This window comes from Flavobacterium sp. CR10, from assembly GCF_055814415.1.
The window spans coordinates 1,550,225-1,576,161 of sequence record NZ_CP185985.1 but is presented as its reverse complement, the minus strand read 5'-3'; the positions used below and the strand labels follow the sequence as shown (position 1 = coordinate 1,576,161).

The window sequence follows — 25,937 nt, the reverse complement described above, 5'->3', positions numbered from 1 at the left end:
AGCTTCTTTCAGAAATCGTTCTAAAAGAAGCTTTTTTTTAGCTCAAACAAAAAAAAATTAACGCTTTTTCTGTCCCTGAATGGTTTCGTATAATTCAAGCGCATTTCCGTCTGTAAGAAGCGAAACGTAGTGACAGATGTGCAGTAAACGTTCGTATAAATTAGTTTTGTCTAAATGATGTTTTTCTGGCAGCATTTTTAAAATCAGTTTATCATAATTTGAAGCCGTTCCTTCATATTTATTATTGAATGCTGTTATGAATTTATCCAGCAATGTTTGAATGATTTGATAACCCACAATTTCTTTCTCAATCACTTCGCGGCTCTGATAGATTTTATCAACGCTTAATTTGATAATATCATTCATTTGTGCTTTGTATTTGCTTTTATCTGTTAAAGCATACGGGAACTTTCCTGCAAGAATTGCTTCTTCATTTTCAACAAAAACATTTACGGCATCATTAATCAAAGTTCCAATTGCCAAAGCTCTTAAATAGCTGATACGATCTTCTTTTGTGGTTAAAGATTTATATTTAGAAACACCAATGTTGTCTTTTACCAAATTAATCAAATACTCTAAGGCAAAATCTTCAGAAACCAGACCTAAATTAATTCCGTCTTCAAAGTCAATAATTGTGTAGCAAATATCATCTGCTGCTTCGACCAAATATGCCAATGGATGTCTTTCAAAACCAATATCTTCACCAGATTTATTGGCAATCATTCCCATGTCTTTGGCTACTTCTTCAAAGAACAATTTATCTGACTGAAAGAATCCGTATTTTTTATCGGCAATATTATTGGTTGGCTTTTTCGGAAGGCTTTCTTTCGGATATTTCATAAAAGCGCCTAAAGTCGCGTACGAAATACGAAGTCCGCCCTCAATTCCTGGACGGCTTGCTGTAAGAACCGAAAATCCGTTGGCATTTCCTTCAAAATCAATTAAATCTTGCCATTGCTTATCGGTAAGCTGGTTTCTATATTTCTGGCCGTTTCCGATAGAAAAATATTCGCCAATTGCTTTTTCTCCAGAATGTCCAAAAGGCGGATTCCCAATATCGTGTGCCAATGACGCTGCAGCAACAATTGCTCCAAAATCATTCATATGATAACCGTGAATTTCTTTCAGATAAGGATACTTTTCAATGATTTTTTTTCCAACCAAACGGCCAAGCGAACGTCCGACAACAGAAACTTCTAAACTATGCGTTAAACGCGTATGCACGAAATCGGTTTTAGAAAGCGGAATAACTTGTGTTTTATCTTGTAAACTTCTAAAAGCAGAAGAAAATATAATTCGGTCGTAATCTACCTCAAATCCTAAACGAGTATCATCTTGTTCTACACGTAATCTTTTGCTTGTATCTCCCTGACGTTTTAATGATAAAAGTTGTTCCCAGTTCATTTGATTTTAGATTGTTGAATTTTAGATTTTAGATTGATGATTTTAGATTAATCATCTAAACGTCAAAAATACGTTTTATTTTAGGATAAAAACAGACAGCAGATTAAGTTTTATTCGCTACGAATTTCACGAATAATTACGAATAATTTTAAGCACAATGATTTGTGAGAATTAGTGAAATTTGTGGCAAAAATCTAAACACCACTCTAAAAAAATCACTTTAATCTATTAGATCTGTGGCAAAGAAAAATTAAAACTCTAAAGCAGTACTATGCTTAATTTCCCCCATTACAAAAATACTGTTCGTATTTCCTATGTTTTCTATGGTCGACAGTTTATTCATTACAAAATCTTGATAACTAGCCATATCTTGCACCAAAATCTTGAGCATAAAATCATAATCTCCAGCAATGTTATAACATTCTATAATTTCTGGAAGCGCCACAATATCTTTCACAAAATTGCTTCCGACATTTTTAGCGTGCTCTTTTAAACGGACATTACAAAAAACAGTCATTCCGCGATTCATTTTCTTCTTATCTAAAAGCGCAACATATTTGGTAATATAACCGTCTCTTTCTAGTCTTTTAATTCTTTCATAAACGGGAGTAACTGTCAAGAATAATTTACTTGCCAGATCTTTTGTATTGATATTGCAGTCTTCTTGAAGGTATTTAAGGATCAACAAATCGGTTTTATCTAAGTTTTCCATAGTTTTTTTTACGGCTAGAAGTTCATTTTAAACAATTTCAAAGTAATTAAATCTTTAAAAATCTATTTTAAAAACACATTTTACTGAAATAAACCTCAAATATAAGTTATAAAAACCAATAACGTAAATTTGTTCAGTAAAAAATACTGAATCAAAAATGAAAACAAACAACTTAGGTTACCCAAGAATTGGCAGCAACAGAGAACTGAAAAAAGCCAGCGAATTGTATTGGGCGGGAAAAATTTCGGCAGAAGAACTTATAGATGCTGGAAAAGAAATCCGTCTTAAAAACTGGAAATTACAAGCTGAGGCAGGAGTTGATTTAATTCCTTCTAATGATTTTTCTTTTTATGATCAAGTTTTAGATTTAACACTAACTCTTGGAGCAATTCCAGCACGTTATCACGAATTGGCAAAAAGCAATTCATCTCTAGATTTGTATTTTGCAATGGCAAGAGGTTCTCAAAAAGACGGACAAGATGTTGTGGCGATGGAAATGACAAAATGGTTTGATACCAACTATCATTACATTGTTCCTGAATTCACAAAGAATCAAAAGTTTGAATTGTTTTCTGAGAAAATAATCAATGAATTTAAAGAAGCAAAAGAAGCTGGAATTGCTACAAAACCCGTTTTAATTGGCCCTGTTTCTTATTTATTATTAGGGAAAGAAAAAGAAGAAGGTTTTAATAGAATTGATCTTATTGATGCTTTATTGCCTGTTTATTTTGAAATTTTAGAAAAACTGCAAGCCGAAAATGCAGAATACATTCAATTGGACGAACCTTTCTTAGCTTTAAATTTATCTGATAAAGAAAGAGGCGTTTTCACGAAAGTATATAACGAAATCAATGCTCGTTTTCCTAAACTAAAAATTGTTTTAGCAAACTATTTTGACTGTTTTGGAGAAAATCTAGAAACAGCTTTAGCGCTTCCTGTTGACACTTTTCATTTGGATTTAGTTCGTTGTCCGCTTCAATTAGATGACATTTTAGAATCTGGAAAATTGGCTTCAACCGTAAATCTTTCTCTTGGAGTTGTTGATGGAAGAAATATCTGGAAAAATGATTTCAAAAAATCTCTGGAATTAATCAAAAAGGCAACTGACGCGTTAGGAAATGATAGAGTTTTAATTGCTCCTTCTTGCTCATTAATCCATAGTCCGTGCGATTTGGATTTAGAGACAAATGATCAGACTTTAACTCCAGAAATTAAACAATGGCTGGCTTTTGCTAAACAGAAAATCAGCGAAATTGTTCTTTTAAAACAATTTGCCTCTAATGAAGTAAACACTGAAAACTCTGCTGATTACAAAGAAAATGTTTTGGCAAACGAGAATCGTAAAACTTCGAAATTAATTCATAATAATGAAGTTAAAGCGCGTGTTGCCGGAATTACAGCTTCAGACGACAAACGTAAAAGCACTTTTGCATCAAGAAGAAAAAGCCAAATTGAAGCTTTAAAATTGCCATTATTTCCAACAACCACAATTGGATCTTTTCCTCAAACGGCAGAAGTGAGAAGCTGGAGAGCGAAATTCAAAAAAGGAGAATTAACAGCTCAAGAATACAATGATTTAATCGAAAAAGAAACCGAAGCAACCATTCGTTTTCAAGAAGAAACCGGAATCGATGTTTTAGTTCATGGCGAGTTTGAACGCAACGATATGGTGGAATATTTTGGAGAACAATTATCAGGATTTACTTTTACGAAAAATGGCTGGGTTCAGAGTTACGGAAGCCGTTGCGTGAAACCGCCTGTTATTTACGGCGATGTTTCTCGTCCGAATCCAATGACTGTAAAATGGTCGCAATATGCACAATCTTTAACCCCTAAATGGGTAAAAGGAATGCTTACTGGGCCTGTAACGATTCTGCAATGGTCATTCGTGAGAAACGATCAGCCTCGTTCTGAAACTTGTACACAAATCGCTTTGGCTATTCGTGATGAAGTGGTTGATTTAGAAAAAGCAGGAATCAAAATCATTCAGATTGATGAGCCAGCAATTCGCGAAGGTCTTCCGTTAAGAAAAGAAGAATGGGCAAAATATTTAGATTGGGCAGTTCGCGCTTTCCGAATTTCTGCAAGCGGAGTAAATGATGATACGCAAATTCACACACACATGTGCTACAGTGAATTTAATGACATCATTCAAAACATTGCCGACATGGACGCCGATGTTATTACAATTGAATGCTCACGTTCGCAAATGGAACTTTTAGACGCTTTCGCAGACTTTAAATATCCAAACGAAATTGGACCTGGAGTTTACGATATTCATTCTCCTCGTGTTCCATCAAGTGCAGAAATGGTTCGATTATTAGAAAAAGCTTCAGCAGTTATTCCGATTGACCAGTTGTGGGTAAATCCAGATTGCGGTTTAAAAACCCGCCATTGGGACGAAACCAAAAAAGCGCTGATTGAAATGGTTGCCGCAGCTCAAGAAATGCGAACAGCTGTGGAAAACCCTGTGACTTAATTCTTTTTAAATAGTTTTTGTTTTTATGCCAGCAAATGAGGCCGAATATTAGTTATGATTCGGTTCGGCTTCATTCTGTTGGCATTTCTTTTTAGGAATTAACAAACTTTTCAAACATTAAGTTGTTTCATTTTTTTGACACGCTTTGTGTTAATTCATAAAACTTTTCTTCTGTCTTAAAAAAAACAGATGTAAAATTCTGTATTTTAGCTATTTACAATTAATAATTTTAATTTTATGTATTCAATAGCTCAATACACAGATTTTTTTATTAGTTATTTAGAAACCCAAATTATAGATAAAGAACCTAAAAATCTATACGATCCTATATCGTATATGATGGCTTTGGGAGGAAAACGATTACGGCCAACGCTTACTCTACTAACTACAGAAATTTTTGGAGCAGATTATAAATTGGCACTGCCTGCTGCTTTGGCAATTGAAGTTTTTCATAATTCCTCATTAATTCATGACGATATTATAGACGAAGATCCTATTAGAAGAGGAAAAGCTACCGTGCACAAAAAATGGAATACTAACATTGCTATTCTTGCTGGAGATGCAATGATTATTCTAACTTATGGTTATCTGCAAAATTATGAACCAAATCTTTGCAAGGATTTAATTAAAGCAGTCAATAAAATGGGATTGGAAGTATGCGAAGGACAAATTTGGGATGTTGATTTTGAGACCCGTCAAAATGTTACCGTTTCAGAATATCTAAAAATGATTGAGTACAAAACGGGAGCCCTTATAGCGACATCAATGAAAATTGGTGCCCTAATTGCTCAAACATCACAAGAAAACTGCGATTTAATTTATGAATTTGGACTTAATATAGGCTTAGCATTTCAGCTGCAAGATGATTATTTGGATCTTTTTGGCGACACTCTCACTTTTGGAAGACGACTAGGAGGCGATATCATTTCGAATAAAAAAACCTATTTATATTTTAAAGCTCTTGAAATTACAAGTGAAAGCGAAAAAGAATTATTAAAAGATTTGTACGCTGTTCGCCTGGAAGACAACACCAATAAAATTAAAACCATAACTGATTTGTTTCTGAAATATGGAGTGGCAAAAGCAACACAAGAATCAATCAAAAAGTACACTAATAAAGCTTCTAAAATTTTAGACAAAATCAATATAGAAGAGGATAAGAAAAAATTATTAAGAGATTTTGCCGAGAGTTTAATAGGAAGACGAGTTTAATTTTTAATCCCCAAAACACTTTTCGCAACAGAAAAATTTTTCATAAAAAAACGCTCCATTTGGAGCGTTTTCTGAAATTGAATATAAAAACTAAAGATTAGAAGTTTTTAGAAATTCCAATGCTTGCTGTTTTACCAAAGTTGAAATTAAATCTGCTTACATCTGGACCGTTGTTATCATAATTTAATGTTTCGTAACCTAAACCACCAATGCTGAAGTTAAGACCAAAACCATTTTTCATGTTAATGAAAAGAGCTGGAGTTACACCAATGTACATTCCATCTGCTTTATATTTTGTGTAGTTTGATCCAATGTAATCTTTTTCAGTTTGATTTTGGAAACCAGCTCCTAAATCTGCGAATACTGAGAAAGTTTGGCTTAATGGCATTGTGTAACGTACAAATGCACCAAATTTAGAACTGTTTGTTTTGTATTCATTTACACCTTGATCATCTTTTGAAGAAGCAACTGTAAACTCACCTCCAACTGTCCAGTTTTCGTGAAATTGGTAACCTACTTTTGGAGAAAAAGCAAATTCGTTTGATTTTCTTTCAGCATTACCGAAATCTCTTGTTTCAGAAGAATAAGAGATGTTTCCACCTACTAATACTGTTCCTTTTTGTGCGTTTGCAAAACTGCAGATAGCTAAAGCAGCCATCACTAACATTTTTTTCATAATTTGGGTTTTATTTTAATTTTAGCATTCCCTTAACAATAACGATGCCGTGAATGCTGAGCTACCCAATTTTTTTATAATTACTTTAAAAGATAAAATTTTAGTAATCGAGACTATTTCTGTTTACTTTTGTAGCAAATAAAAAGTCATGTCGATAGAAGTAAACAGCATATCAAAAAGTTACGGAGCGCAAAAAGCTTTAAATGAAATTTCTTTTAAAATTGAGAAAGGAGAAATCGTAGGATTTCTTGGTCCAAATGGAGCTGGAAAATCTACGTTGATGAAAATTTTGACCACTTATTTACTTGCCGATAGTGGCTCAGCCCTTGTAAATGGTCACGATGTCATGACAAACGCAAAAGAGGTGCAACGATCTATTGGGTACTTGCCAGAGCATAATCCACTGTATTTGGATTTGTATGTTCGTGAGTATTTGGCTTTTAATGCCGATGTTTATAACGTGCCAAAATCAAGAATTGAAGAAGTCATTCAACTGACAGGACTGACACCAGAAAGCCATAAAAAGATTGGACAGCTTTCAAAAGGATATCGCCAGCGCGTTGGATTGGCAAATGCTTTGCTTCACGATCCAGAAGTTTTAATTTTGGATGAACCAACTACAGGTCTGGATCCGAATCAGTTAATGGAAATTCGTAATGTGATCAAAAATGCGGGAAAAAATAAAACAGTTTTTTTATCCACACACATTATGCAGGAAGTCGAAGCAATTTGCGATCGTGTCATAATTATTGACAAAGGACAAATTGTTGCAGACAATAAATTAGACCATTTGGTAACTGCAGACAAAGAGCAAGTTATTGAAGTAGAGTTTGATTACAAAGTTGAAGAACAGCTTTTGGCTAAACTAGAAAATATTTCTTCGTACGTAAATACTCATGACATGACATGGGAGCTGACTTTTGTTACAGACAAAGATATGCGCCCTACTATTTTTGATTTTGCCAACGAAAATGGATTAAAGACATTACAATTGAATCAGAAAAATAAAAATCTGGAAGCTGTTTTTAGAGAAATTACTAAGTAAGTTTTCAGTCACAGTCACGGTTTTCAGTTAGAAAAGCGGTTTGTTTTTTATAAAACAAACCGCTTTTTTTATTGTCTTTTTTCTACAAATCAGAAAAATTAAGATTTTTCAAAAAAATAATTTATTTTTATTTAGACTTGTTACAAATAACACTATATTTGGCAAATCAAATTTTAAATGCCACTATAAGTCATGCATACTTCTTCTATAGCAACAATTGCATTTACATACCGCATATAAATTTCGTTCTTTAAATACCTTGTTTTTTGTTTTTTTTTGTGTTAGTCAAGAGCCTGTTCCTTCAAACAGGCTCTTCTACTTTTATAAGGATTATAATTCTGAAAGCACTTCTCTCATTTCCTCAATTACAATTTTCACATCATCTTCTGTAGTTCTCCAATTTACAAAAGAAGCGCGAATGCCCTTTTTGTTTTGATAAACTGTTGGTGTCATAAACACTTTTCCTGTATCATTCAAAGCAGATAAAAACTGGCTTACTTTTTCCTGATTGTGTTCTCCTTTTAAAGTAAAACAGACATTATTAAGACGAATTGGCGCTAAAAGTTCAAAATCATTTTCTATTAAAGCATTTCCAAAATGTAAAGCCAATGCTGTACTATCTTCAATAATATCTCTGAACCCTTCTTTCCCATACGCTTTAAGCGAAAACCAAGCTGGCAGCGCACGCAAACGACGTGAATTTTCAGGAAGCACATTCAAATAATTAAAATTCTCCAACGGATTGCCTAAATAGGGCGCATTTGAATTCTGAAAGGTTTCAATCTGAAGATTAATGTGGTCTTTTTTAATTAAATAAAAAGCACTTTCATAAGGCACATTTAGCCATTTATGGCAGTCAATGGTAATACTGTCTGCGCCATCCCAGCCTTTTACATAATGCTTGTATTTTTCTGAAACGGCAGCAAATCCACCAAAAGCACCATCAATATGCCACCAGAAATTGTATTTTTCTTTTAGTGCTGCAATGGCTTCAAAATCATCAAAATCGGCTGTGTTTACAGTTCCTGCACTCGAAATCAGAATAAAAGGTTTTCCGTTTAAAGCTTTGATTTTTTCTTCTAAATCGGCAATATCCAAAGCCTCACGATTTCCTTCAATTGTTTTTACAACCGTATAATTCTGGCTTCCAATTCCTAAAAGTGATAAACATTTTACAGAAGAAGAATGCGGTGTTGCTGTTAAAATATTGATTGGTTCTGAAATTCCATTTTTAGCAAAATCTTTTCCAGACTGTTTTCCAAACCATTGCCTTGCAACTGCTAAACTTGTGAAATTAGACATTGTAGCACCAGTAACAAATCCGCCTAAAAATGAATCAGGAAGCTCTAATAATTGTAATAATAAATTAATAGTTTCAAATTCTATTAATGCTGAATTTCCGCCCTGCGATGTTACAGATTGTGTATTTTGATCATAAACCGATGCCAGCCAATCTCCAACAATAGATGCCGGTGTTGAACCGCCTGTTACAAATCCCCAATATCTTGGCCCAGACGAAGAAACCATCAATGGAGCCAGTCTCTCATTAAATTCCTTTAAAGCTTCGATAGATCCTAAACCTAATTCGTTTAGCTCGGTTTTAGGATCGATTGAATAGGTATTGGATGTTGGAATATTTTCAATATTATTCAGAAAATCAATCCCTTGCTGTTTTGTTTTTTCTAAGATATTCTCAAAATTATTGAGATCATGCTGTAATTTTGAATTCATAAGTTTGTTGTATTAATTATGTCGCGCAGATTGCGCGGATGAGAAAGATTAATAAAAATTTGAGTGTTTTAAGGAACTGCTACCACTTTGTCTTTTCGGAGAATCTAGAAACCATCATCGAGCAGATTACATCTCCGTTAGCATTTAATAAAGTAGCAATTGGATCAACCAAAGTTCCCAGAATCATGGCAACTGGAAGAGCCTGTTCCATAGGAAAACCATAAACTGTTATGGCTAAAATTTCTCCAATATAACCTCCGTTTGGGATTCCTCCTTCTACAATCGAAACAATAACTGTAATTCCGAGTGCCAAAAGAATTGTCATCGGATCTGAAAAGTCTTTACCAAACATGGCAAACAAAAAAGTTATTTTTAAGATAGATGACATACTCGAACCGTCTTTATGCAAAGGCGCTCCAAGCGGAATTACTAAATTGCGCACATGTGCTGGAATTCCCATTTTTTCTGCTGCTGCTAAATTGGCCGGAATCGTTGCGATACTGCTACAAGTTCCTACTGCTGTTAAAGAAGGCATTATATTGTTGCTCCAAAAAACTTTAAAAGCTCTTTTTCCGCCAGCAACAAGTGCATATAAACTGAAAAACACAAAGAAATAGAAGACACAAGCTGCATAATAAACTGCCATCGGTTTTGCATAAACTCCCAACAATTGCGGGCCAAAAACACCAACCTGATAGGCAAAATAAGCTCCTAAACCAATTGGTGCAAATTTCATGATGATGTTCAAAAGCTGCTTCATGACCTCGTTTCCTGAATCTAGAAAACTCTTGAAAGCCTTTCCTTTTTCTCCTGATTGCAATGTGGCAAAACCCACTAAAAAAGAGAAAATAATTAAGGCCAGCATACTTTTTCGAGACAATAATTCGAAGAAATCATTTGCTGTAAGCAGTTTTGCAATTTGGTCTCCTGCTGATCCCGATGTTACTTCTTCAAACGGAACTTTTGCAATAGCAATATCTTCATGAATCGGAAAAAGATAAACCGTGCAAATCATCACAATTGCCGAAATCAAAATGGTAGCGAGAAAAACCAATACCATTATAACAAACAGTTTCCCTAATTTTTCTGTCCGTTCCAAATTCGCTACCGAAGAACCAATCGTAAAAAATATAAGCGGAATAATGGCTGTAAAAAGTAAATTCAGAAATATATCGCCAAGCGGTTTTATTATCAAAACATCTTCCCCAAATACTAACCCGAAAATACTTCCGATTATAATACCGCCAAGAAGCCATAAAATACTGCTGTAACTCTGCAAAAAATTGATTTTCTTAACTTCCATAATGTAGAGAATTATAATTCAGAAGGGTTAATAATAAGGAATGAAAGTACTCAAAAAACTGTGGAAATTTTGTTTGCCACAGATTAAAAAGATTGGAAAGGATTTTTAATCTTTTTAATCTGTGGCAAAAAACTATTTTTCCAGAACAATAGTAGTAAAAGCTCTGTCAACCAATTCGCCTGTTTTACTTTTTACTTTTTCGGTCTGTGTTTCTGTATAAACAATTTTGAAATCAGATTTTTTGATTAATTCCTGCGCTTTTTGATTACTGTACAATTCAAATTCGAATTGAGTAAAAGGCAGAGTTTTCATGAAATCTTCTTCAGCAAATGTCAGACAGAAATTACCGCTTGGTTTTAAAACCCTGTAGATTTCTGAAAGCAATTCTTCTGGTTTCTGCCAGAAATAAATTGTATTTACGGTGAAAATTTTATCAAATAATCCATCTTCAAACGGAATCGTATTTCCGTCATAAAGTGAAAAGAAAGCCTGTTTTTGAGAAACAAAATTTCGATTGATCTGGCGCGCTTCCTGAAACATTAGTTCCGACATTTCCAGTCCGTAATATTTTAGTTTTTCGGCTTGTTCAAACAGAAATTCTACGTGACCCGCGTTTCCGTGACCTAATTCCAGAATTCTGTTTTCGTTTGAAATATTTAGATTCTGAATCGAATGTTTGGTCATATTGATGTTCGTTTCGTTCATCATATTGGCCATTTCGATTCCTTTTTCTCCCGATGGATGTTTTAATTGAGAGGCTATGGCTTGTAGTTCTTCTTGTTTCATAATTTTTAAATTTCAATTAGAAAATACCAAATTCCAACTTTTTTGTCATTCCGAGGAACGAGGAATCACACTAGAAACTCCGCAAAGTAGATCGCCAATCTTTGTAGACACCCGAGTGAGATTCCTCGTTCCTCGGAATGACAAACTGTACTCAAACAACTTTGTCAAAGTTTAAAACTTTGACAAAGTTCCTCGCAAAGACCTTAAAAAACCTGACTTGCAATCTGGCGGATGTTCTCAGATTTACCCATTGAATAATAATGTAAAAACGGAACTCCTGCTGCTTTTAATTCTAATGACTGCTGAATCGCCCATTCGATTCCGACTTGTTTGATTTCAGCGTTATTTTTGCATTTGTCTACTGCATCGATTAAATCTTCTGGTAAATCGATTCTGAAAATCTGCGGTAAAACTTGTAAATGTCTTTGAACAGCAATTGGTTTAATTCCAGGAATAATCGGAATCGTGATACCCATTTCTCTTGCTTTTTCTACAAAGGCAAAATATTTTGAGTTGTCAAAAAACATTTGTGTTACTACGTAATCTGCTCCAGCGTCAACTTTTTCTTTTAATCTTTTCAAATCTGATTGTAAAGATGGTGATTCCAAATGTTTTTCTGGATAACCCGCAACTCCAATACAGAAATCGGCTTTGTTATCAGCATCCATTACTTCATGAAGATATTTTCCGCAGTTCAAATCGTTGATTTGTTTTACCAAATCAATCGCATAATGATTTCCTCCTGCTTTTGGCGTAAAAGATTGTTCGTCTTTCATCGCGTCACCACGAAGTGCCATTACGTTGTTGATTCCTAAATAATGACAGTCAACCAACATGTACTCGGTTTCTTCTTTGGTGAAACCACCGCAAAGCAAATGCGGAACCGTATCTACATTGTATTTATGTTTTATAGAAGCGCAAATTCCAAGCGTTCCCGGACGCATACGAGTCAGTTTTTTGTCCAAAAGTCCGTTACCGCGGTCAATGTAAATATACTCCTCGCGAGAAGTGGTTACATCAATAAACGGCGGATTAAACTCCATTAACGGATCAATATTATCGTATAATTCCTGAATGCTTTTCCCCTTTTGAGGCGGAATAATTTCAAATGAGAATAATGTTTTTCCTTTGGCGTTTTCTATATGTTCTGTTACTTTCATTTCTTTTTAGTTGATAGTTTTTGGTTGATTGTTGTTAGTTTAATTCTAAGTTTTGTTGATGCTAAAACCATCAACCAACAACTGACAACCATAAACTATATTATTTTTTTATAATAGTTAATAAAACCGTTTAATAACTTTTTACAAGTTTGAATCTGTGCCAACACAATATTAAATGTATTCTCATCAATGTATTTTTGATCCAATGCTAAATAATACTGCGTTTCTAATTCATACAATGACCCTCTTGAAATATGAAGAAAATGTATTGTTTCTTTTGATGTTTGTCGCCCACAACCTTCTGCTATATTTGAAGGAATTGAGATTGCCGCTCTTCTCATCTGATTTGTCAATCCAAACAATTCTTCCTTTGGAAACAGTTTAGAAGATTCATATAACAAATTCACCAATTTTCGAGCTTCCAGCCAAACTTCTAATTTACTGTATTCCATTTTAGTTGTTCGTTTATAGTTGTTGGTTGATGGCACTTTGAGCTCAGATCTATCAACCAAAAACCAACAACCATCAACCAATTTAATCTGCTATATTAGGATTTAACCATTTCATTGCGTAATCAAGCGGTACATTTCGGCGTTTGGCATAATCTGTAACCTGATCTTCTTTTATTTTTCCTAGTCCGAAATATCGGCTTTTTGGGTTTCCGAAATAATATCCTGAAACCGATGAAGCTGGCCACATTGCCATACTTTCTGTTAGTTTCACTCCTATTTGTTTTTCAACATCCAAAAGTTTCCAAATCGTTGGTTTCTCCAAGTGATCTGGACAAGCCGGATAACCCGGAGCAGGACGAATTCCTTTATAACTTTCTTTAATCAATTCTTCGTTGGTTAAAGATTCTTCTGAATCATAACCCCAGAAATCTTTACGCACTCGCTCGTGAAGATATTCGGCGAAAGCCTCAGCAAAACGATCGGCAAGCGCTTTCACCATAATCGAATTATAATCGTCTAAATTCTTTTCGTATTCAGCAGCCCATTCGTCAACACCAAAACCAGTAGTTACACAGAAAGCTCCCATATAATCCTCAATTCCGCTTTCTTTTGGCAGAATAAAATCGGCCAAAGCGATATTTGGTGCGCCTTTTGTTTTTTGCGACTGCTGACGAAGCGTTAAGAATTTCTCTAAAACTTTTCCGTTTTCATCGCGCAATTCGATATCGTCATCATCCACCTGATTCGCAGGGAAGATTCCGTAAATACCTTTTGCTTTTAGTTTTTTCTCTTCTAAAATCACTTTTAACATTGCCTGAGCATCGTTAAAAACAGAAGTTGCTTCTTTACCCACAACCTCATCCGTTAAAATTGCTGGATATTTTCCGTACAATTCCCAAGTCTGGAAAAATGGTGTCCAGTCGATATATGGAACCAAAACATCCAATTCTACTTCGATGGTTTGTGCGCCGATTACTTTTGGTTTAACAGGAGTATATTCGCTCCAATCTAATGGCAATTTGTTTTTACGAGCATCTTCAATCGTTAAGAAATTTTTATCTCTTGAACGATTTAAGAACGTTTCTCTAAACGAATCGTATTCTGCACGAATATCGGCAGCGTATATTTTTCTATTATGATCCAACAGGTTTCCTGCAACGGTAACCGCTCTCGAAGCATCGTTTACGTGAATTACAGTTTCTCTATATTGAGGTGCAATTTTCACGGCCGTATGCGCACGCGAAGTCGTTGCTCCACCAATCATAATCGGGATTTTAATATCTTGTTTGTCTAATTCTTTGGCTAAATATACCATTTCGTCAAGCGAAGGCGTGATCAGTCCGCTTAATCCAATAATGTCAACTTCATGTTCAATTGCAGCCGAAATAATTTTTTCCGGAGGAACCATAACACCAAGATCTACAATCTCATAATTGTTACAAGCCAAAACCACAGAAACAATGTTTTTACCAATATCGTGAACGTCACCTTTTACGGTTGCCATTAGGATTTTTCCGTTTCCTTGTTTGTCTCCGGCTTGTTTGCTCGCTTCAATAAAAGGCAATAAATAAGCCACGGCTTTTTTCATTACACGAGCCGATTTTACTACCTGTGGCAGGAACATTTTTCCGCTTCCGAACAAATCTCCAACCACATTCATTCCGGCCATTAAGTTGATCTCAATAACTTCGATTGGTTTTGTTGCTGCCAAACGTGCTTCTTCAACATCTTCTTCAATAAAAGCATCGATTCCTTTTACTAACGAATGTGTAATACGCTCCTGAACAGTTCCAAAACGCCACTCCTGAACCGTTTTTTCATCACTTTTTGCTTCGCCTTTTACGCTATCTGCAAAATCCAAAAGTCTTTCGGTTGCATCGTCACGTCTATCTAAAATTACATCTTCAACGTATTCTAATAAGTCTTTCGGAATATCATCATAAATCGTCAACATTTCAGGGTTTACGATTCCCATCGTCATACCGTTTTTAATCGCATGGTATAAAAATACCGAGTGCATCGCTTCACGAACCGTATCATTTCCTCTAAAAGAGAACGAAACATTACTTACACCACCGCTGATATGTGCATGTGGCAAATTTTCGCGAACCCATTTTGTTCCTCTAAAGAAATCCAATGCGTTCAATCTATGCTCTTCCATTCCCGTTGCAACTGGGAAAATATTCAAATCGAAAATAATATCCTGCGGAGGGAAATTTACTTTGTTCACCAAAATATCATACGAACGCGCACAAATTTCTACACGACGATCGTAATTATCAGCCTGACCGACTTCGTCGAAAGCCATTACAATTGCAGCGGCACCGTAACGTTTGATTAATTTGGCGTGGTGAATAAAGGCTTCTTCTCCTTCTTTTAACGAAATCGAGTTTACAACGCTTTTTCCTTGTACTACTTTCAGACCAGCTTCGATGATTTCCCATTTCGAACTGTCGATCATAATAGGAACTCTCGAAATGTCTGGTTCGGCCGCAATTAAATTCAAAAATTTAGTCATTGCCGTAACACCGTCAAGCATTCCTTCATCCATATTAATATCGATGATCTGTGCTCCTCCTTCTACCTGCTGCCTTGCAATATCAAGTGCCTCGTCATATTTCTCTTCCTTGATTAATCTTAGGAACTTTCTTGAACCTGTTACATTCGTACGCTCACCAACATTCACGAAAACACTTTCCGGCGTAATAATCAACGGTTCTAATCCTGATAATACAAGGTCTCTTCTTTTTTCTGTCATTTTTTTCTAAGTTACTAAGATCCTGAGATTCTAAGGTTCTAAGTTTTTTATTCTATATTTTTTAGGTCTTTAAACCTGTAATCTTTTAATATTTTGGGCGTGTCCCTCCGGGCCGGGCTATCCGTTACAAGTCCTCGCTCTTCCTTCGTCAGGCTGTGGGCTTTTCACTTCTATCCCTCACGCAGGCATTGTGATATAAGTTAAATTATTCAAAACCTTTTATTCACTTTGTTGGTATGGTTTGCAAATCCATATCTCGTTATACTATCTAGCCATTTCGTCTAATGATTGAAGCATTGTTTTAATGTTATTTTTTGCCGAAATTTCATTCGCTAGTCGCAACCTTTTAGAACCAATAATGGCATCTGACATCGTAGCATTCCCTGATTGATTAATACTTTTACTAAAAACCAAATTATTTTTATTATACAACTTGTATTCTATTGTTGTTTCTACAGTTAAATTAAACCACTTAGGCCTACTTACAGAAATTATATTTACTTCAAGAACCCAATCACCATCTGTAATAGCTTCTGTTTTTGTAAATGCATTAGATTCAGTAAATGATTTTTTTAATGCCTCTTCAAAATTTTTATTAGAAATATTAGATACCCAGAATGGGTTTGTCTTTTTTCCACCTGTAACAGATTTTATGTAAAGCTGATCTCCAATCTGTTTTTCAACTTTATAATCTTTGACAGTCATACCTTTAATAGATGCACTAGATGCACATCGACTCAAAAAAACTGAAACAAAAACTATTAAAACTATATATTTAAATTTCATCTCTAATATTTCATAAAATTGGACTACACCAATACCGGCGCCACTCTAGGCTTATAATCCTTCGCAACCTCAGCCATTAATCGAATATGATCCGGAGTTGTTCCGCAACAGCCACCGATGATATTAATTAAATTATCGTCTAAATATTCTTTAATGAATGCTTGTGTCTGCTTTGGTGTTTCATCATATTGTCCGAATGCGTTTGGTAATCCTGCGTTTGGATGCGCCGAAACATTAAAGCTTGTGTTATGCGCTAATGTTTTTAAATACGGTTTCAACAAATCGGCTCCTAGTGCGCAATTGAATCCTACGCTTAATAATGGAATATGCGAAACTGAGATCAAAAACGCTTCAACAGTTTGTCCTGAAAGTGTTCTTCCTGAAGCATCGGTAATTGTTCCTGAAACCATGATTGGAATATCAAGATTACGTTCTTCTTTTACTTCTTCGATTGCAAAAAGTGCTGCTTTTGCATTTAAGGTATCAAAGATTGTTTCAACTAAAAGCAAATCACAGCCTCCATCCATTAAAGCTTCCACTTGTTCTTTGTATGCAATTCGTAAATCATCGAAAGTCACAGCTCTGTAACCTGGATCATTTACATCTGGTGACATACTTGCCGTACGGTTCGTCGGTCCGATTGAACCGGCTACGAAACGTGGTTTTTCCGGATTTTTTGCGGTAAACTCATCGGCAACCTCGCGTGCAAGTTTTGCCGATTCGTAGTTTAACTCGTAAACCAAATCTTCCATGTGATAATCGGCCATACCGATTGTCGTTCCTGAGAAGGTATTGGTTTCTACGATGTCAGCACCAGCTTCAAAATAAGCGGCATGTACGTCGCGGATTGCTTGTGGTTGTGTTAGGGATAGTAAATCGTTGTTTCCTTTTAACGGATGCGGAAAATCTTTGAAACGCTCTCCTCTGAAATCTTCTTCTGAGAAGTTATAGCGTTGCAACATTGTTCCCATTGCTCCGTCAAGGATTAGGATATTTTTTTTTATTGCTTCTTTTATCGTAATTGCCATATTTTTTTTGCCACTAAGACGCTAAGGCGCCAAGTTTTTTTATTTTTAATTTTTTAAGGCACTATTTAAACCTGACAAATTTTGAAAACCTGTCGGATTTAGCCTTCGATATTTTTTTACTTTAATTCCAAAAGTGCACTATTGTTGGCTCATTAGCCCCGATTGAAGTGGAAATCCTTTTGTTTTTTTCTTAAAAAAACAAAAGATTGCAACGAAAAGCGGGAACTATTGACTGCAAAAATGCGCCAATGATTCGCTCCTTACCGAATTGCTTCGGTAAATATTGTATGTTGTCTGGAAAAGTTTTGAGAAATACTGTATGTATTTGTGTTATCTATCTTTAATACTGGAAAATGTCGTATAAAGTAGAATTTAGCACCTTCTTTATGATAAAGGGTTGCTAAGGTTTCATCGGGTCTATCCCTCCGCCTTTCGTGATAACGAACAATAATTTTAAGAACAGTGCAAAGGTATGAAATAGGCTTTCGATTTGCAAATGTTTTTTTAAGGTGCTGAGGGACTAAGATGCTAAGGTTCTAAGTTTATAACTTAGTGTTTAGGCTTTTGTTTGGTTCCTCTAAAATTGATAATTGTAATGCTATCCGATTCTTTGTCAATACTGTAAACCAAATAATTGTTTTTATCTACAATTGCTTTATACAGTGACTTATTTTTTTCGGATTTCGGGAATTGTTCTGGATTGAGATTGATTTGATTTATTACTTGTTGAATTTTATTTTCTAAGTTTAAAATCTCCTTTTTTGTCCATTTTGCTTCAAGATAATCAACAACTTTATTAAATCCTTTTACAGCTTGTTTGGTCCATATAAATTTTAATGCCATTTAGAAAATCTTTTCATAACATCTTCGTGACTTACAACTTCTCCCTTTTCAGCTTGGTCGAGTCCAATTTGAATTTCGGCTTTTTCTGATTCTGATAATTCATCAAACCAATCATTTTGATTTGCTTTCAAAACCAATTCGAGTTTTTCTAAAACACGCTCGTCTTCTACCTTTACCAACTCCTGAATAAATTGATATTTTCTAGCCTCTAGATTCATGATTACTAAAATTTATAATTACAAAGATACAAATAAAAAAGCCCAAACTTAAAGTTTGAGCTTTCTATATAAAAATCTTAGAGTCTTAGTATCTCAGAATCTTAGCAACTTACACTATCGCTTTAACAACCGCTTTTGGTGCTTCTTTACGAGTTCCGTCGAAACCGTCTACACCAGAAACTGTTGTATATTTCAATACGTATTTTTTACCTGGATTGATGATTTGGTAAGCAGCCTGACACATTAAAGTTGCTTCGTGGAATCCGCAAAGGATTAACTTTAATTTTCCTGGATATGTGTTTACGTCTCCAATAGCAAAGATTCCCGGAATGTTAGTTTGGTAATCTAATGCATTGTTTACTTTGATTGCATTTTTCTCGATTTCTAATCCCCAGTCGCCGATTGGACCTAATTTTGGTGTTAATCCGAAAAGTGGAATAAAATAATCACATTCGATTTTACGGTGTGCTCCGTTTTCTTCGATATCCAAAGATTCTACGTGCTCTGCACCGTTGATTCCAACTACTTCTGCAGGAGTGATTAATTTGATTTTTCCAGCTGATTTTAGTTCCTGTACTTTTTCTACTGAATCCAGAGCTCCTCTGAATTCGTTTCTTCTGTGGATTAAAGTTACTTCTGAAGCTACGTTTGCTAAGAAAATTGACCAGTCTAATGCTGAATCTCCTCCTCCTGCAATAACAACTCTTTTATCTCTGAATTTCTCAGGATTTTTAATGAAGTATTTTACTCCTTTATCTTCATAAAACTCGATATCTTCGATAAGTGGTTTACGAGGCTCGAAACTTCCTAAACCTCCAGCGATTGCGATAACTGGTGCGTGGAATTTAGTTCCTTTGTTTGATGTTACAATGAAAGTTCCGTCTTCTTGCTTTTCAACTGTTTCAGCACGTTCTCCTAAAGTAAATCCTGGCTCAAATTGTTTGATTTGCTCCATTAATCCGTCAACTAAATCTCCGGCTAATACTTCTGGGAACCCAGGAATATCATAAATTGGCTTTTTTGGATATAACTCTGATAGTTGTCCTCCTGGTTGTGGAAGCGCATCTAAAATGTGGCATTTTAACTTTAGCAATCCTGCCTCGAATACGGCAAATAAACCTGTTGGCCCTGCTCCAATTATAAGTATATCTGTTTTAATCATTATGTTGTTGTTTATAATCATTCTTAATAACGCAAAGAAACGAATAAATCCTTGTACTTTCAATGATTTTTATCATTAATTTCTTTCCGAAACCTTTTTACTCTTTATTTTTTAATGAAGAGGTAATCTCGTTCATTCTTTTAACCTTTTCTTCAAAATTACCTTTAAGTGTTTTTCGGTATTCATTCAGGTTCTCAACCATTTGATTGATATCTTCTGGAATTACTTCCTCAAAAAACTCCCTAAGCCTTTTGGCTGTTGTTGGTGATTTTCCATTTGTTGAAATGGCAATTTTGACATTTCCTTTTGTTACGATTCCGCCTAAATAATAATCACATAAATCTGGCGTATCGGCGATGTTGCAAATCAGATAACGCTTTCTGGCTAAATCGTAAACCTTTTTATTTACTTTCAAATCGTCTGTACAGGCAATTACCATGTGACGTTTTTTGAGCATTTTCTTTTTAAACTTTTTTTCCGTCAATTTAATTGAAGGATGTTTTTCTGCTAAAACCTTAATTTCTAAATGAAAATCAGGTGCAACTACCTCAACATTCGCATTCGGACTTGACTTGAGCAAGAATGAAAGCTTTTCCAGACCTACATTTCCTCCGCCTACAATCAAAACATTTAAATTGTGAAGCTTTAGAAATATTGGATATAATTCGTTTTGTTCCATGTTACCAATATGTTGTTCCTAACGGAACAATTAATAATGCAAACTTCGGGTTAAAACCTGACGCTGCAAAATCGGTGTCAATCATATGTTCCTAACGGAACATTATTATTGTGAAAACATTTATTTTTTTCTACCGATGAAATGTTCCTAACGGAACATATAAATTCTAACGAATTTCTTCTTTTGATAGAAATTCTTCGTAAAATCCTTTTAATTTGTTGCTTTCTCGGACAACTTCGCCCAAAACAATAATCGCTGGCGAACCCAATTCTTTTTGTTTTACAACTTCTAAAATTGAATCCACTGTTCCAACTCCTACTTTTTCTTCTGCTGTTGTTCCGTTTTGAATGATCGCAACGGGTAAATTTCCTTTATCTTCTTTTTGAAACAAATCAATGATTTGAGGCAGTTTGTGCATTCCCATCAAAATCACAACTGTTGCAGATGATTTAGCTGATAATGCAATATCTGAAGATAACTTCCTGTCGGAAGTTGTTCCTGTAATTACCCAAAAGCTTTCTGAAACGCCACGTTTTGTAATCGAAATTCCCTGACTTGCCGGAACTGCAACTACTGATGAAATTCCTGGAACTACGATTGTTTCAATTCCGAAACTTTCTGCAAAATCAATTTCTTCTCCACCTCTTCCAAAAATAAACGGATCTCCTCCTTTTAATCGAACTACATTTCCATAAGTCAAAGCATTATCGACAATCAATTGATTGATCTGATCCTGCGTGTAGGCATGATTTCCGATTCTTTTTCCAACAAAAATTCTAATCGCATTTTTTGGTGCGTAATCCAGAATTTCTTCGTTGGCCAAAGCGTCGTATAAAACCACATTTGCTTCAGCCAATGCTTTTACAGCTTTCAGCGTCAGTAAATCGGGATCGCCCGGACCTGCACCGACTAAAGTTATTTTGGGTTTTATATTATGCATTTGCTAATTCCTGTGCTCTGAAAGTTTCGATTTTATCAAAGAAAACAGTTGCTTGTGCAATGTAATCTTTAGCAAAAGCTTCAGATGGTTCATTTTTATTGATTTGGTAAACCAAGTCTTTAAAAGTTGAGTTTAATTCGATTTTATTCGTGTCGATAAAAACAGTATCAAACAAGTCTACAATTCCTGCGTGGTGATTTGTTTTTTGGTTTTCTGCCAATAACAATGCTTTTGCACCGTTTACAAATCCTGCATATGCATGGTAAATTGCATCTGACCATTTTTTTTCGTCGAAAGATTCCTGAGCCAAGATCAATTTCTCTTTAGCTTCAAACAATAATGTCGCCACTAAATCGATCACCACTCCGGCACATTCTCCAACTCCAACTGCTTTTACGTAATTGTCTGCGTTACCCCAATCTACAAAATCGGCTTCTGTTAAATTGGTTACGTCTGCGTAAGGCTTTAAGATTTCGTAAAAATATTTTTCTCCTTTTGCATCATAATAATCAAGGAATTTTTGTCCGTTTCCGTTAGCATCAAAATCATTTAAGATGGTACGCAACGCATCTGGACCTCGACGGCTAGGCACTTTGATTACTTTATCAGCAAAACGTCCTGCTCCGTTTCCTAATCTTCCTCCACCCAATAAAACTTGTAAAGCCGGAGCCACCAGTTTTCCTGAATTGATAGACATTCCTTGGAATCCAATTGCAGACATATTATGTTGTCCGCAAGCATTCATACAACCTGAAATTTTAATTTCGATTTCGCGGTTGTTTAAATACTGAGGATATTCTGTTTTTAAAACTCTTTCTAATTCTTCTGCAATACCGGTACTACTTGCAATCCCCAAGTTGCAAGTATCAGTACCCGGACATGCCGTAATATCTCCAACTGAATTATATCCTAATTGAACAAAGTCAAGTTTGGCTAATTCTTGATAAAAGAAAGGAAGATTCTCCTCTTTTATGTTTCGTATTACAATATTTTGACGCAATGAAAAACGCAATTCATTTGCTCCGTAATTTTTAATTAAATCAGCTAATAATCTGGCTTTATCTGTGTAAAAATCTCCTAACAAAACTTTGATTCCGATAGCATAATAACCGTCTTGTTTCTGTTTGATTACATTCGATTTTTTCCACGCTTCATACGCTTCTGTATCTTCGATTGTAACTTGCGGAACTTCTAATAACGGTTCTGTAATTGGACCGTCGAAAGCGGTTGTATCTATTTCGTATGTTTCAAAAGCAATGGCTTTTTTCTCTTTTTCAACTAAATCAAGGAAAGCATCTTTTCCCATTTCTTTGATTAAGAATTTCATACGCGCTTTCATTCTTTTTGCACGTTCTCCGTATCTGTCGAAAATACGAATGATTCCTTCTGCTGTTGGTATAATTTGGTTAACCGGAACGAATTCTGAAAGTAATTCGGCATGTGCTGGCTGAGATCCTAAACCTCCTCCAAACATGATTTTGAAACCTTTTTGTCCGTCTTTGATTTTCGGAATAAATCCTAAATCGTGTAAATAACTCAACGCCGTATCTTCGTCTGAAGAAGAGAACGAAATTTTGAATTTACGTCCCATTTCCTGACAAATTGGGTTTCTTAGCAAATATTGGAAAAGTCCGTGTGCGTAAGGCGAAACATCAAATGGTTCGTTTACGTCAACTCCAGCTAATTCGCTTCCTGTAATATTTCTAACGGTGTTTCCGCAAGCTTCACGAAGTGTAATATCATCTTTAGCCAAATCTGCCCAAAGTTCAGGTGTTCTGTCTAAACTTACGTAGTGAATCTGAATATCCTGACGTGTTGTAATATGCAAACGTCCTGTAGAATATTCATCAGACACTTCTGTAATTCTTCTTAACTGCTCGCTGGTTACTTTTCCGTAAGGCAATTTGATACGAATCATCTGAACACCTTCCTGACGCTGACCGTAGATTCCACGCGCTAAACGAAGACTACGAAAACGCTCATCATCAATTTTTCCTCCGCGGAATAAGTGAATCTTTTTTTCTAATTCGATAATCTCCTTCTGAACTACCGGATTTTCTATTTCTGTTCTAAAACTTTCCATTTCTCTTTAGTTGTTGGTTGTCAGTTGTTGGTTGTTGGTTTGCTGGCAGATAACTATCAACCAAAAACCATCAACTATCAACTAGCGAATGAATCCTACTCCTGCTGTTGTGTTTGTTGCTGTATCAATTAAGATGAAAGCTCCGTTTGATTTGTTTTCGTTGTACGGATCAAAATATAACGGTTTGCTTAATTTGATGCTCACTTCTCCGATTTCGTTAATTGCTAATTGTGTTGCCGGAGTTGTTCCTGAATAATCTGTTGCAATAGTATTTTTGATGCTTTCTACTTTTGCTAAAACTCTATTTGTATTATGTTGTACCAAGTATTTTGTTCCGGGAACGAGTTTTTTGCTGTCCATCCAGCAAACTGTTGTCGTAATATCTTTTTCAATTTTTGGAAGCTCGCTTGATTTTACAATCATATCGCCTCTCGTAACATTGATATCATTTTCTAATTCGATTGTAATTGAAGAACCTGCTGTGGCTTCATCAAATTGCTTATCAAAAAAGTGAATTTTAGATACTTTTGATTCTGTTAACGATGGAAGAACTGTTACAGCATCTCCAACTTTAATTGAGTTACCATATAATTTTCCTGCGTATCCTCTAAAATCGTGGTATTCTTCTGTTTTTGGACGAATAACCGTCTGAACTGGGAAACGTGCTTTTCCTGCTTCGTAAACATCATGAGAATGTAATCCTTCTAAATGTTCTAAAACAGTTTGTCCATTATACCAAGGCATATTTTCTGATTTGTCCACAACGTTTCCACCATTGATTGCACTTAACGGAATGTAACTTACGTTTTGCTCTTTGAAAGTACTTTTTGCATTTAAAGCCTCGAAATCAGCTTTGATTTTATTGAAAACTTCTTCTGAATAATCAACTAAATCCATTTTGTTAATCGCAACAATTACTTCTTTTACTCTCAATAAATTATTGATGAAAAAGTGACGGTAAGTCTGCTCGATAACGCCTTTTCTGGCATCAATTAAAATAATCGAAACCTGAGAAGTCGAAGCTCCTGTAACCATGTTTCTTGTATATTCTACGTGACCCGGAGTATCGGCAATAATGTAACTTTTCTTTGCAGTCGAAAAATAAATATGCGCAACGTCAATCGTGATTCCTTGTTCTCTTTCTGCTACCAATCCGTCTGTTGCCAAAGAAAAATCAAGGTAATCGTATCCTTTTTGTTTACTGCTTTTTTCGATTGCTTCTATTTTATCAGTTGTCAACGATTTTGTATCGTACAATAATCTTCCAATCAAAGTACTTTTCCCGTCATCTACACTTCCTGCTGTTGCTATTTTTAAAACGTCCATTCTAATTTATGTTGTTGGTTGTTGGTTTATGGTTGTTGGTTTTTCTAAACATCAACTAAAACCATCAAAATGTATTTAATCTGTTTTTTTGTCTTCTTGTTGTAATTATTGAAGTTTTCAGCTGTCAACTAAAAACTATCAACCAACAACTTAAAAGTATCCCTGTTGTTTTCTTTTCTCCATTGCAGCTTCAGAACGTTTGTCATCGATTCTGGCTCCTCTTTCAGAAATGGTTGATGATCTGATTTCTCCAACCACTTCTTCGATTGTTGCTGCGTAAGATTCAACAGCTGCGGTACAGCTCATATCTCCAACGGTTCTGAAGCGAACAATTCTTTCTTCGATTTGTTCGTCTTCTTCTTGGTACACAAAAGGAGAATGCGACCAGATTAAACCGTCTCTCAAAAAAACTTTTCTTTTATGTGAGAAATAGATTGATGGAATCTCGATTTTTTCTTTTTCGATATAACTCCAAACATCTAATTCTGTCCAGTTTGAAATTGGGAAAACACGAACGTTTTGTCCATTTTCAATTTTTCCATTTAAAATATCAAACAACTCAGGTCTCTGATTTTTTTCGTCCCATTGTCCGAAATCATCACGAACAGAGAAAATACGTTCTTTAGCTCTTGCTTTTTCTTCATCACGACGCGCACCACCAATACAAGCATCAAACTTAAATTCTTCAATTGCATCTAAAAGTGTTGTTGTTTGTAAACTGTTTCTGCTTGAGTATTTTCCAGTTTCTTCAACTACTTTTCCTTCATCAATAGCATCCTGAACATTACGAACGATCAACTCTAAACCTAATTCTTCTACCAATTTATCTCTGAAAGCAATTGTCTCAGGAAAATTGTGTCCCGTATCAACGTGCAAAAGAGGAAACGGAATCTTAGCAGGGAAAAATGCCTTTTGCGCTAAACGCACCAATGTAATAGAATCTTTTCCTCCTGAGAAAAGTAAAACCGGTTTGTCAAACTGTGAAATTACTTCTCTGAAAATGTATATCGCTTCACTCTCTAAAGCGTTTGTTTTTAATACTGAACTCATTGTTTTTTTGTTTGATATTTTGTTGTGAAAATTTTGTTTCAGGTTTAAAGTTTCAAGTTGCCTGATCTAAAAATCCCCACTCTTTATTCTATAATCTATTTTCT

The 25,937-nt window shown here is 35.2% G+C and carries 22 protein-coding genes and 1 riboswitch; of the genes, 3 read left to right on the top strand and 19 right to left on the bottom strand.

The features are described 5' to 3' along the window. Positions 1-57 precede the first annotated feature (57 nt). Positions 58-1,404, bottom strand: coding sequence for a deoxyguanosinetriphosphate triphosphohydrolase (locus ACNRYB_RS07150; RefSeq protein ID WP_473729643.1), 1,347 nt, complete (start codon positions 1,402-1,404; stop codon positions 58-60). A 250-nt stretch (positions 1,405-1,654) separates the two neighbouring features. Next, the gene (locus ACNRYB_RS07145) at positions 1,655-2,116 is read right to left on the bottom strand and encodes an Lrp/AsnC family transcriptional regulator (protein WP_012023598.1); all 462 of its coding nucleotides are present in this window, start codon (positions 2,114-2,116) and stop codon (positions 1,655-1,657) included. 157 nt (positions 2,117-2,273) lie between these two features. Here ACNRYB_RS07145 and metE point away from each other — a divergent pair, with 157 nt between their 5' ends. Then, entirely contained in the window at positions 2,274-4,595 is a 2,322-nt protein-coding gene (gene metE / locus ACNRYB_RS07140; protein WP_473729642.1) for a 5-methyltetrahydropteroyltriglutamate--homocysteine S-methyltransferase, read from the top strand. Positions 4,596-4,832: 237 nt separating this feature from the next. Continuing rightward, a complete protein-coding gene (locus ACNRYB_RS07135; protein WP_473729641.1) occupies positions 4,833-5,807 on the top strand; it encodes a polyprenyl synthetase family protein in 975 nt (324 codons plus the stop codon). Positions 5,808-5,904: 97 nt separating this feature from the next. Here ACNRYB_RS07135 and ACNRYB_RS07130 read toward each other — a convergent pair whose 3' ends face one another. Then, on the bottom strand, positions 5,905-6,483 hold the full coding sequence (locus ACNRYB_RS07130; RefSeq protein ID WP_129746188.1) for an outer membrane beta-barrel protein: 579 nt from the start codon (positions 6,481-6,483) through the stop codon (positions 5,905-5,907). Positions 6,484-6,631: 148 nt separating this feature from the next. On the opposite strand from ACNRYB_RS07130, the gene gldA reads away from it, so the two are divergent. Further along, positions 6,632-7,528, top strand: a complete 897-nt coding sequence (gene gldA, locus ACNRYB_RS07125; protein ID WP_129746187.1) for a gliding motility-associated ABC transporter ATP-binding subunit GldA — start codon at positions 6,632-6,634, stop codon at positions 7,526-7,528. Between the two features lie 330 nt (positions 7,529-7,858). On the opposite strand, the gene ACNRYB_RS07120 is transcribed toward gldA, so the two are convergent. From ACNRYB_RS07120 to cysD, 16 genes are all read right to left on the bottom strand, one after another. After that, positions 7,859-9,259 carry a pyridoxal phosphate-dependent decarboxylase family protein gene (locus ACNRYB_RS07120; RefSeq protein ID WP_473729640.1) on the bottom strand — a complete coding sequence of 467 codons (1,401 nt, stop codon included), beginning with the start codon at positions 9,257-9,259 and terminating at the stop codon, positions 7,859-7,861. A 79-nt stretch (positions 9,260-9,338) separates the two neighbouring features. Next, positions 9,339-10,562 (bottom strand): dicarboxylate/amino acid:cation symporter, encoded by a 1,224-nt coding sequence (locus ACNRYB_RS07115; RefSeq protein WP_473729639.1) that lies wholly within the window; start codon positions 10,560-10,562, stop codon positions 9,339-9,341. 132 nt (positions 10,563-10,694) lie between these two features. Next, the gene (locus ACNRYB_RS07110) at positions 10,695-11,348 is read right to left on the bottom strand and encodes a class I SAM-dependent methyltransferase (RefSeq protein ID WP_473729638.1); all 654 of its coding nucleotides are present in this window, start codon (positions 11,346-11,348) and stop codon (positions 10,695-10,697) included. 203 nt (positions 11,349-11,551) lie between these two features. Further along, positions 11,552-12,508 carry a methylenetetrahydrofolate reductase [NAD(P)H] gene (gene metF / locus ACNRYB_RS07105; protein WP_343705415.1) on the bottom strand — a complete coding sequence of 319 codons (957 nt, stop codon included), beginning with the start codon at positions 12,506-12,508 and terminating at the stop codon, positions 11,552-11,554. Positions 12,509-12,603: 95 nt separating this feature from the next. After that, a complete protein-coding gene (locus ACNRYB_RS07100; RefSeq protein ID WP_129746182.1) occupies positions 12,604-12,960 on the bottom strand; it encodes a four helix bundle protein in 357 nt (118 codons plus the stop codon). Positions 12,961-13,042: 82 nt separating this feature from the next. Then, positions 13,043-15,718: a methionine synthase gene (metH, locus tag ACNRYB_RS07095; protein ID WP_473729637.1), complete on the bottom strand. Its 2,676-nt coding sequence runs from the start codon at positions 15,716-15,718 to the stop codon at positions 13,043-13,045. 264 nt (positions 15,719-15,982) lie between these two features. Then, entirely contained in the window at positions 15,983-16,504 is a 522-nt protein-coding gene (locus ACNRYB_RS07090) for a hypothetical protein (RefSeq protein WP_165352413.1), read from the bottom strand. Between the two features lie 23 nt (positions 16,505-16,527). Further along, positions 16,528-17,532 carry a homocysteine S-methyltransferase family protein gene (locus ACNRYB_RS07085; RefSeq protein ID WP_473729636.1) on the bottom strand — a complete coding sequence of 335 codons (1,005 nt, stop codon included), beginning with the start codon at positions 17,530-17,532 and terminating at the stop codon, positions 16,528-16,530. A gap of 327 nt (positions 17,533-17,859) precedes the next feature. Continuing rightward, positions 17,860-17,976: riboswitch (SAM riboswitch) on the bottom strand. Positions 17,977-18,081: 105 nt separating this feature from the next. Beyond that, the gene (locus tag ACNRYB_RS07080; RefSeq protein ID WP_263524132.1) at positions 18,082-18,375 is read right to left on the bottom strand and encodes a type II toxin-antitoxin system RelE/ParE family toxin; all 294 of its coding nucleotides are present in this window, start codon (positions 18,373-18,375) and stop codon (positions 18,082-18,084) included. After that, positions 18,366-18,593: a hypothetical protein gene (locus tag ACNRYB_RS07075; protein ID WP_263524131.1), complete on the bottom strand. Its 228-nt coding sequence runs from the start codon at positions 18,591-18,593 to the stop codon at positions 18,366-18,368. Before ACNRYB_RS07075 ends, ACNRYB_RS07080 begins: the two co-directional genes overlap by 10 nt. Positions 18,594-18,702: 109 nt before the next feature. Continuing rightward, positions 18,703-19,755 carry an NAD(P)/FAD-dependent oxidoreductase gene (locus ACNRYB_RS07070; protein ID WP_473729635.1) on the bottom strand — a complete coding sequence of 351 codons (1,053 nt, stop codon included), beginning with the start codon at positions 19,753-19,755 and terminating at the stop codon, positions 18,703-18,705. Between the two features lie 97 nt (positions 19,756-19,852). Then, the gene (locus tag ACNRYB_RS07065; protein ID WP_091493804.1) at positions 19,853-20,434 is read right to left on the bottom strand and encodes a precorrin-2 dehydrogenase/sirohydrochlorin ferrochelatase family protein; all 582 of its coding nucleotides are present in this window, start codon (positions 20,432-20,434) and stop codon (positions 19,853-19,855) included. Positions 20,435-20,600: 166 nt separating this feature from the next. After that, positions 20,601-21,374 carry a uroporphyrinogen-III C-methyltransferase gene (gene cobA / locus ACNRYB_RS07060; protein WP_473729634.1) on the bottom strand — a complete coding sequence of 258 codons (774 nt, stop codon included), beginning with the start codon at positions 21,372-21,374 and terminating at the stop codon, positions 20,601-20,603. Then, positions 21,367-23,457, bottom strand: coding sequence for a HEPN domain-containing protein (locus ACNRYB_RS07055; protein WP_473729633.1), 2,091 nt, complete (start codon positions 23,455-23,457; stop codon positions 21,367-21,369). The genes cobA and ACNRYB_RS07055 overlap by 8 nt, the downstream gene beginning before the upstream one ends. 81 nt (positions 23,458-23,538) lie before the next feature. Next, the gene (locus tag ACNRYB_RS07050; protein WP_473729632.1) at positions 23,539-24,783 is read right to left on the bottom strand and encodes a sulfate adenylyltransferase subunit 1; all 1,245 of its coding nucleotides are present in this window, start codon (positions 24,781-24,783) and stop codon (positions 23,539-23,541) included. 150 nt (positions 24,784-24,933) lie between these two features. After that, a complete protein-coding gene (gene cysD / locus ACNRYB_RS07045) occupies positions 24,934-25,833 on the bottom strand; it encodes a sulfate adenylyltransferase subunit CysD (protein WP_008466601.1) in 900 nt (299 codons plus the stop codon). Positions 25,834-25,937 lie beyond the last annotated feature (104 nt).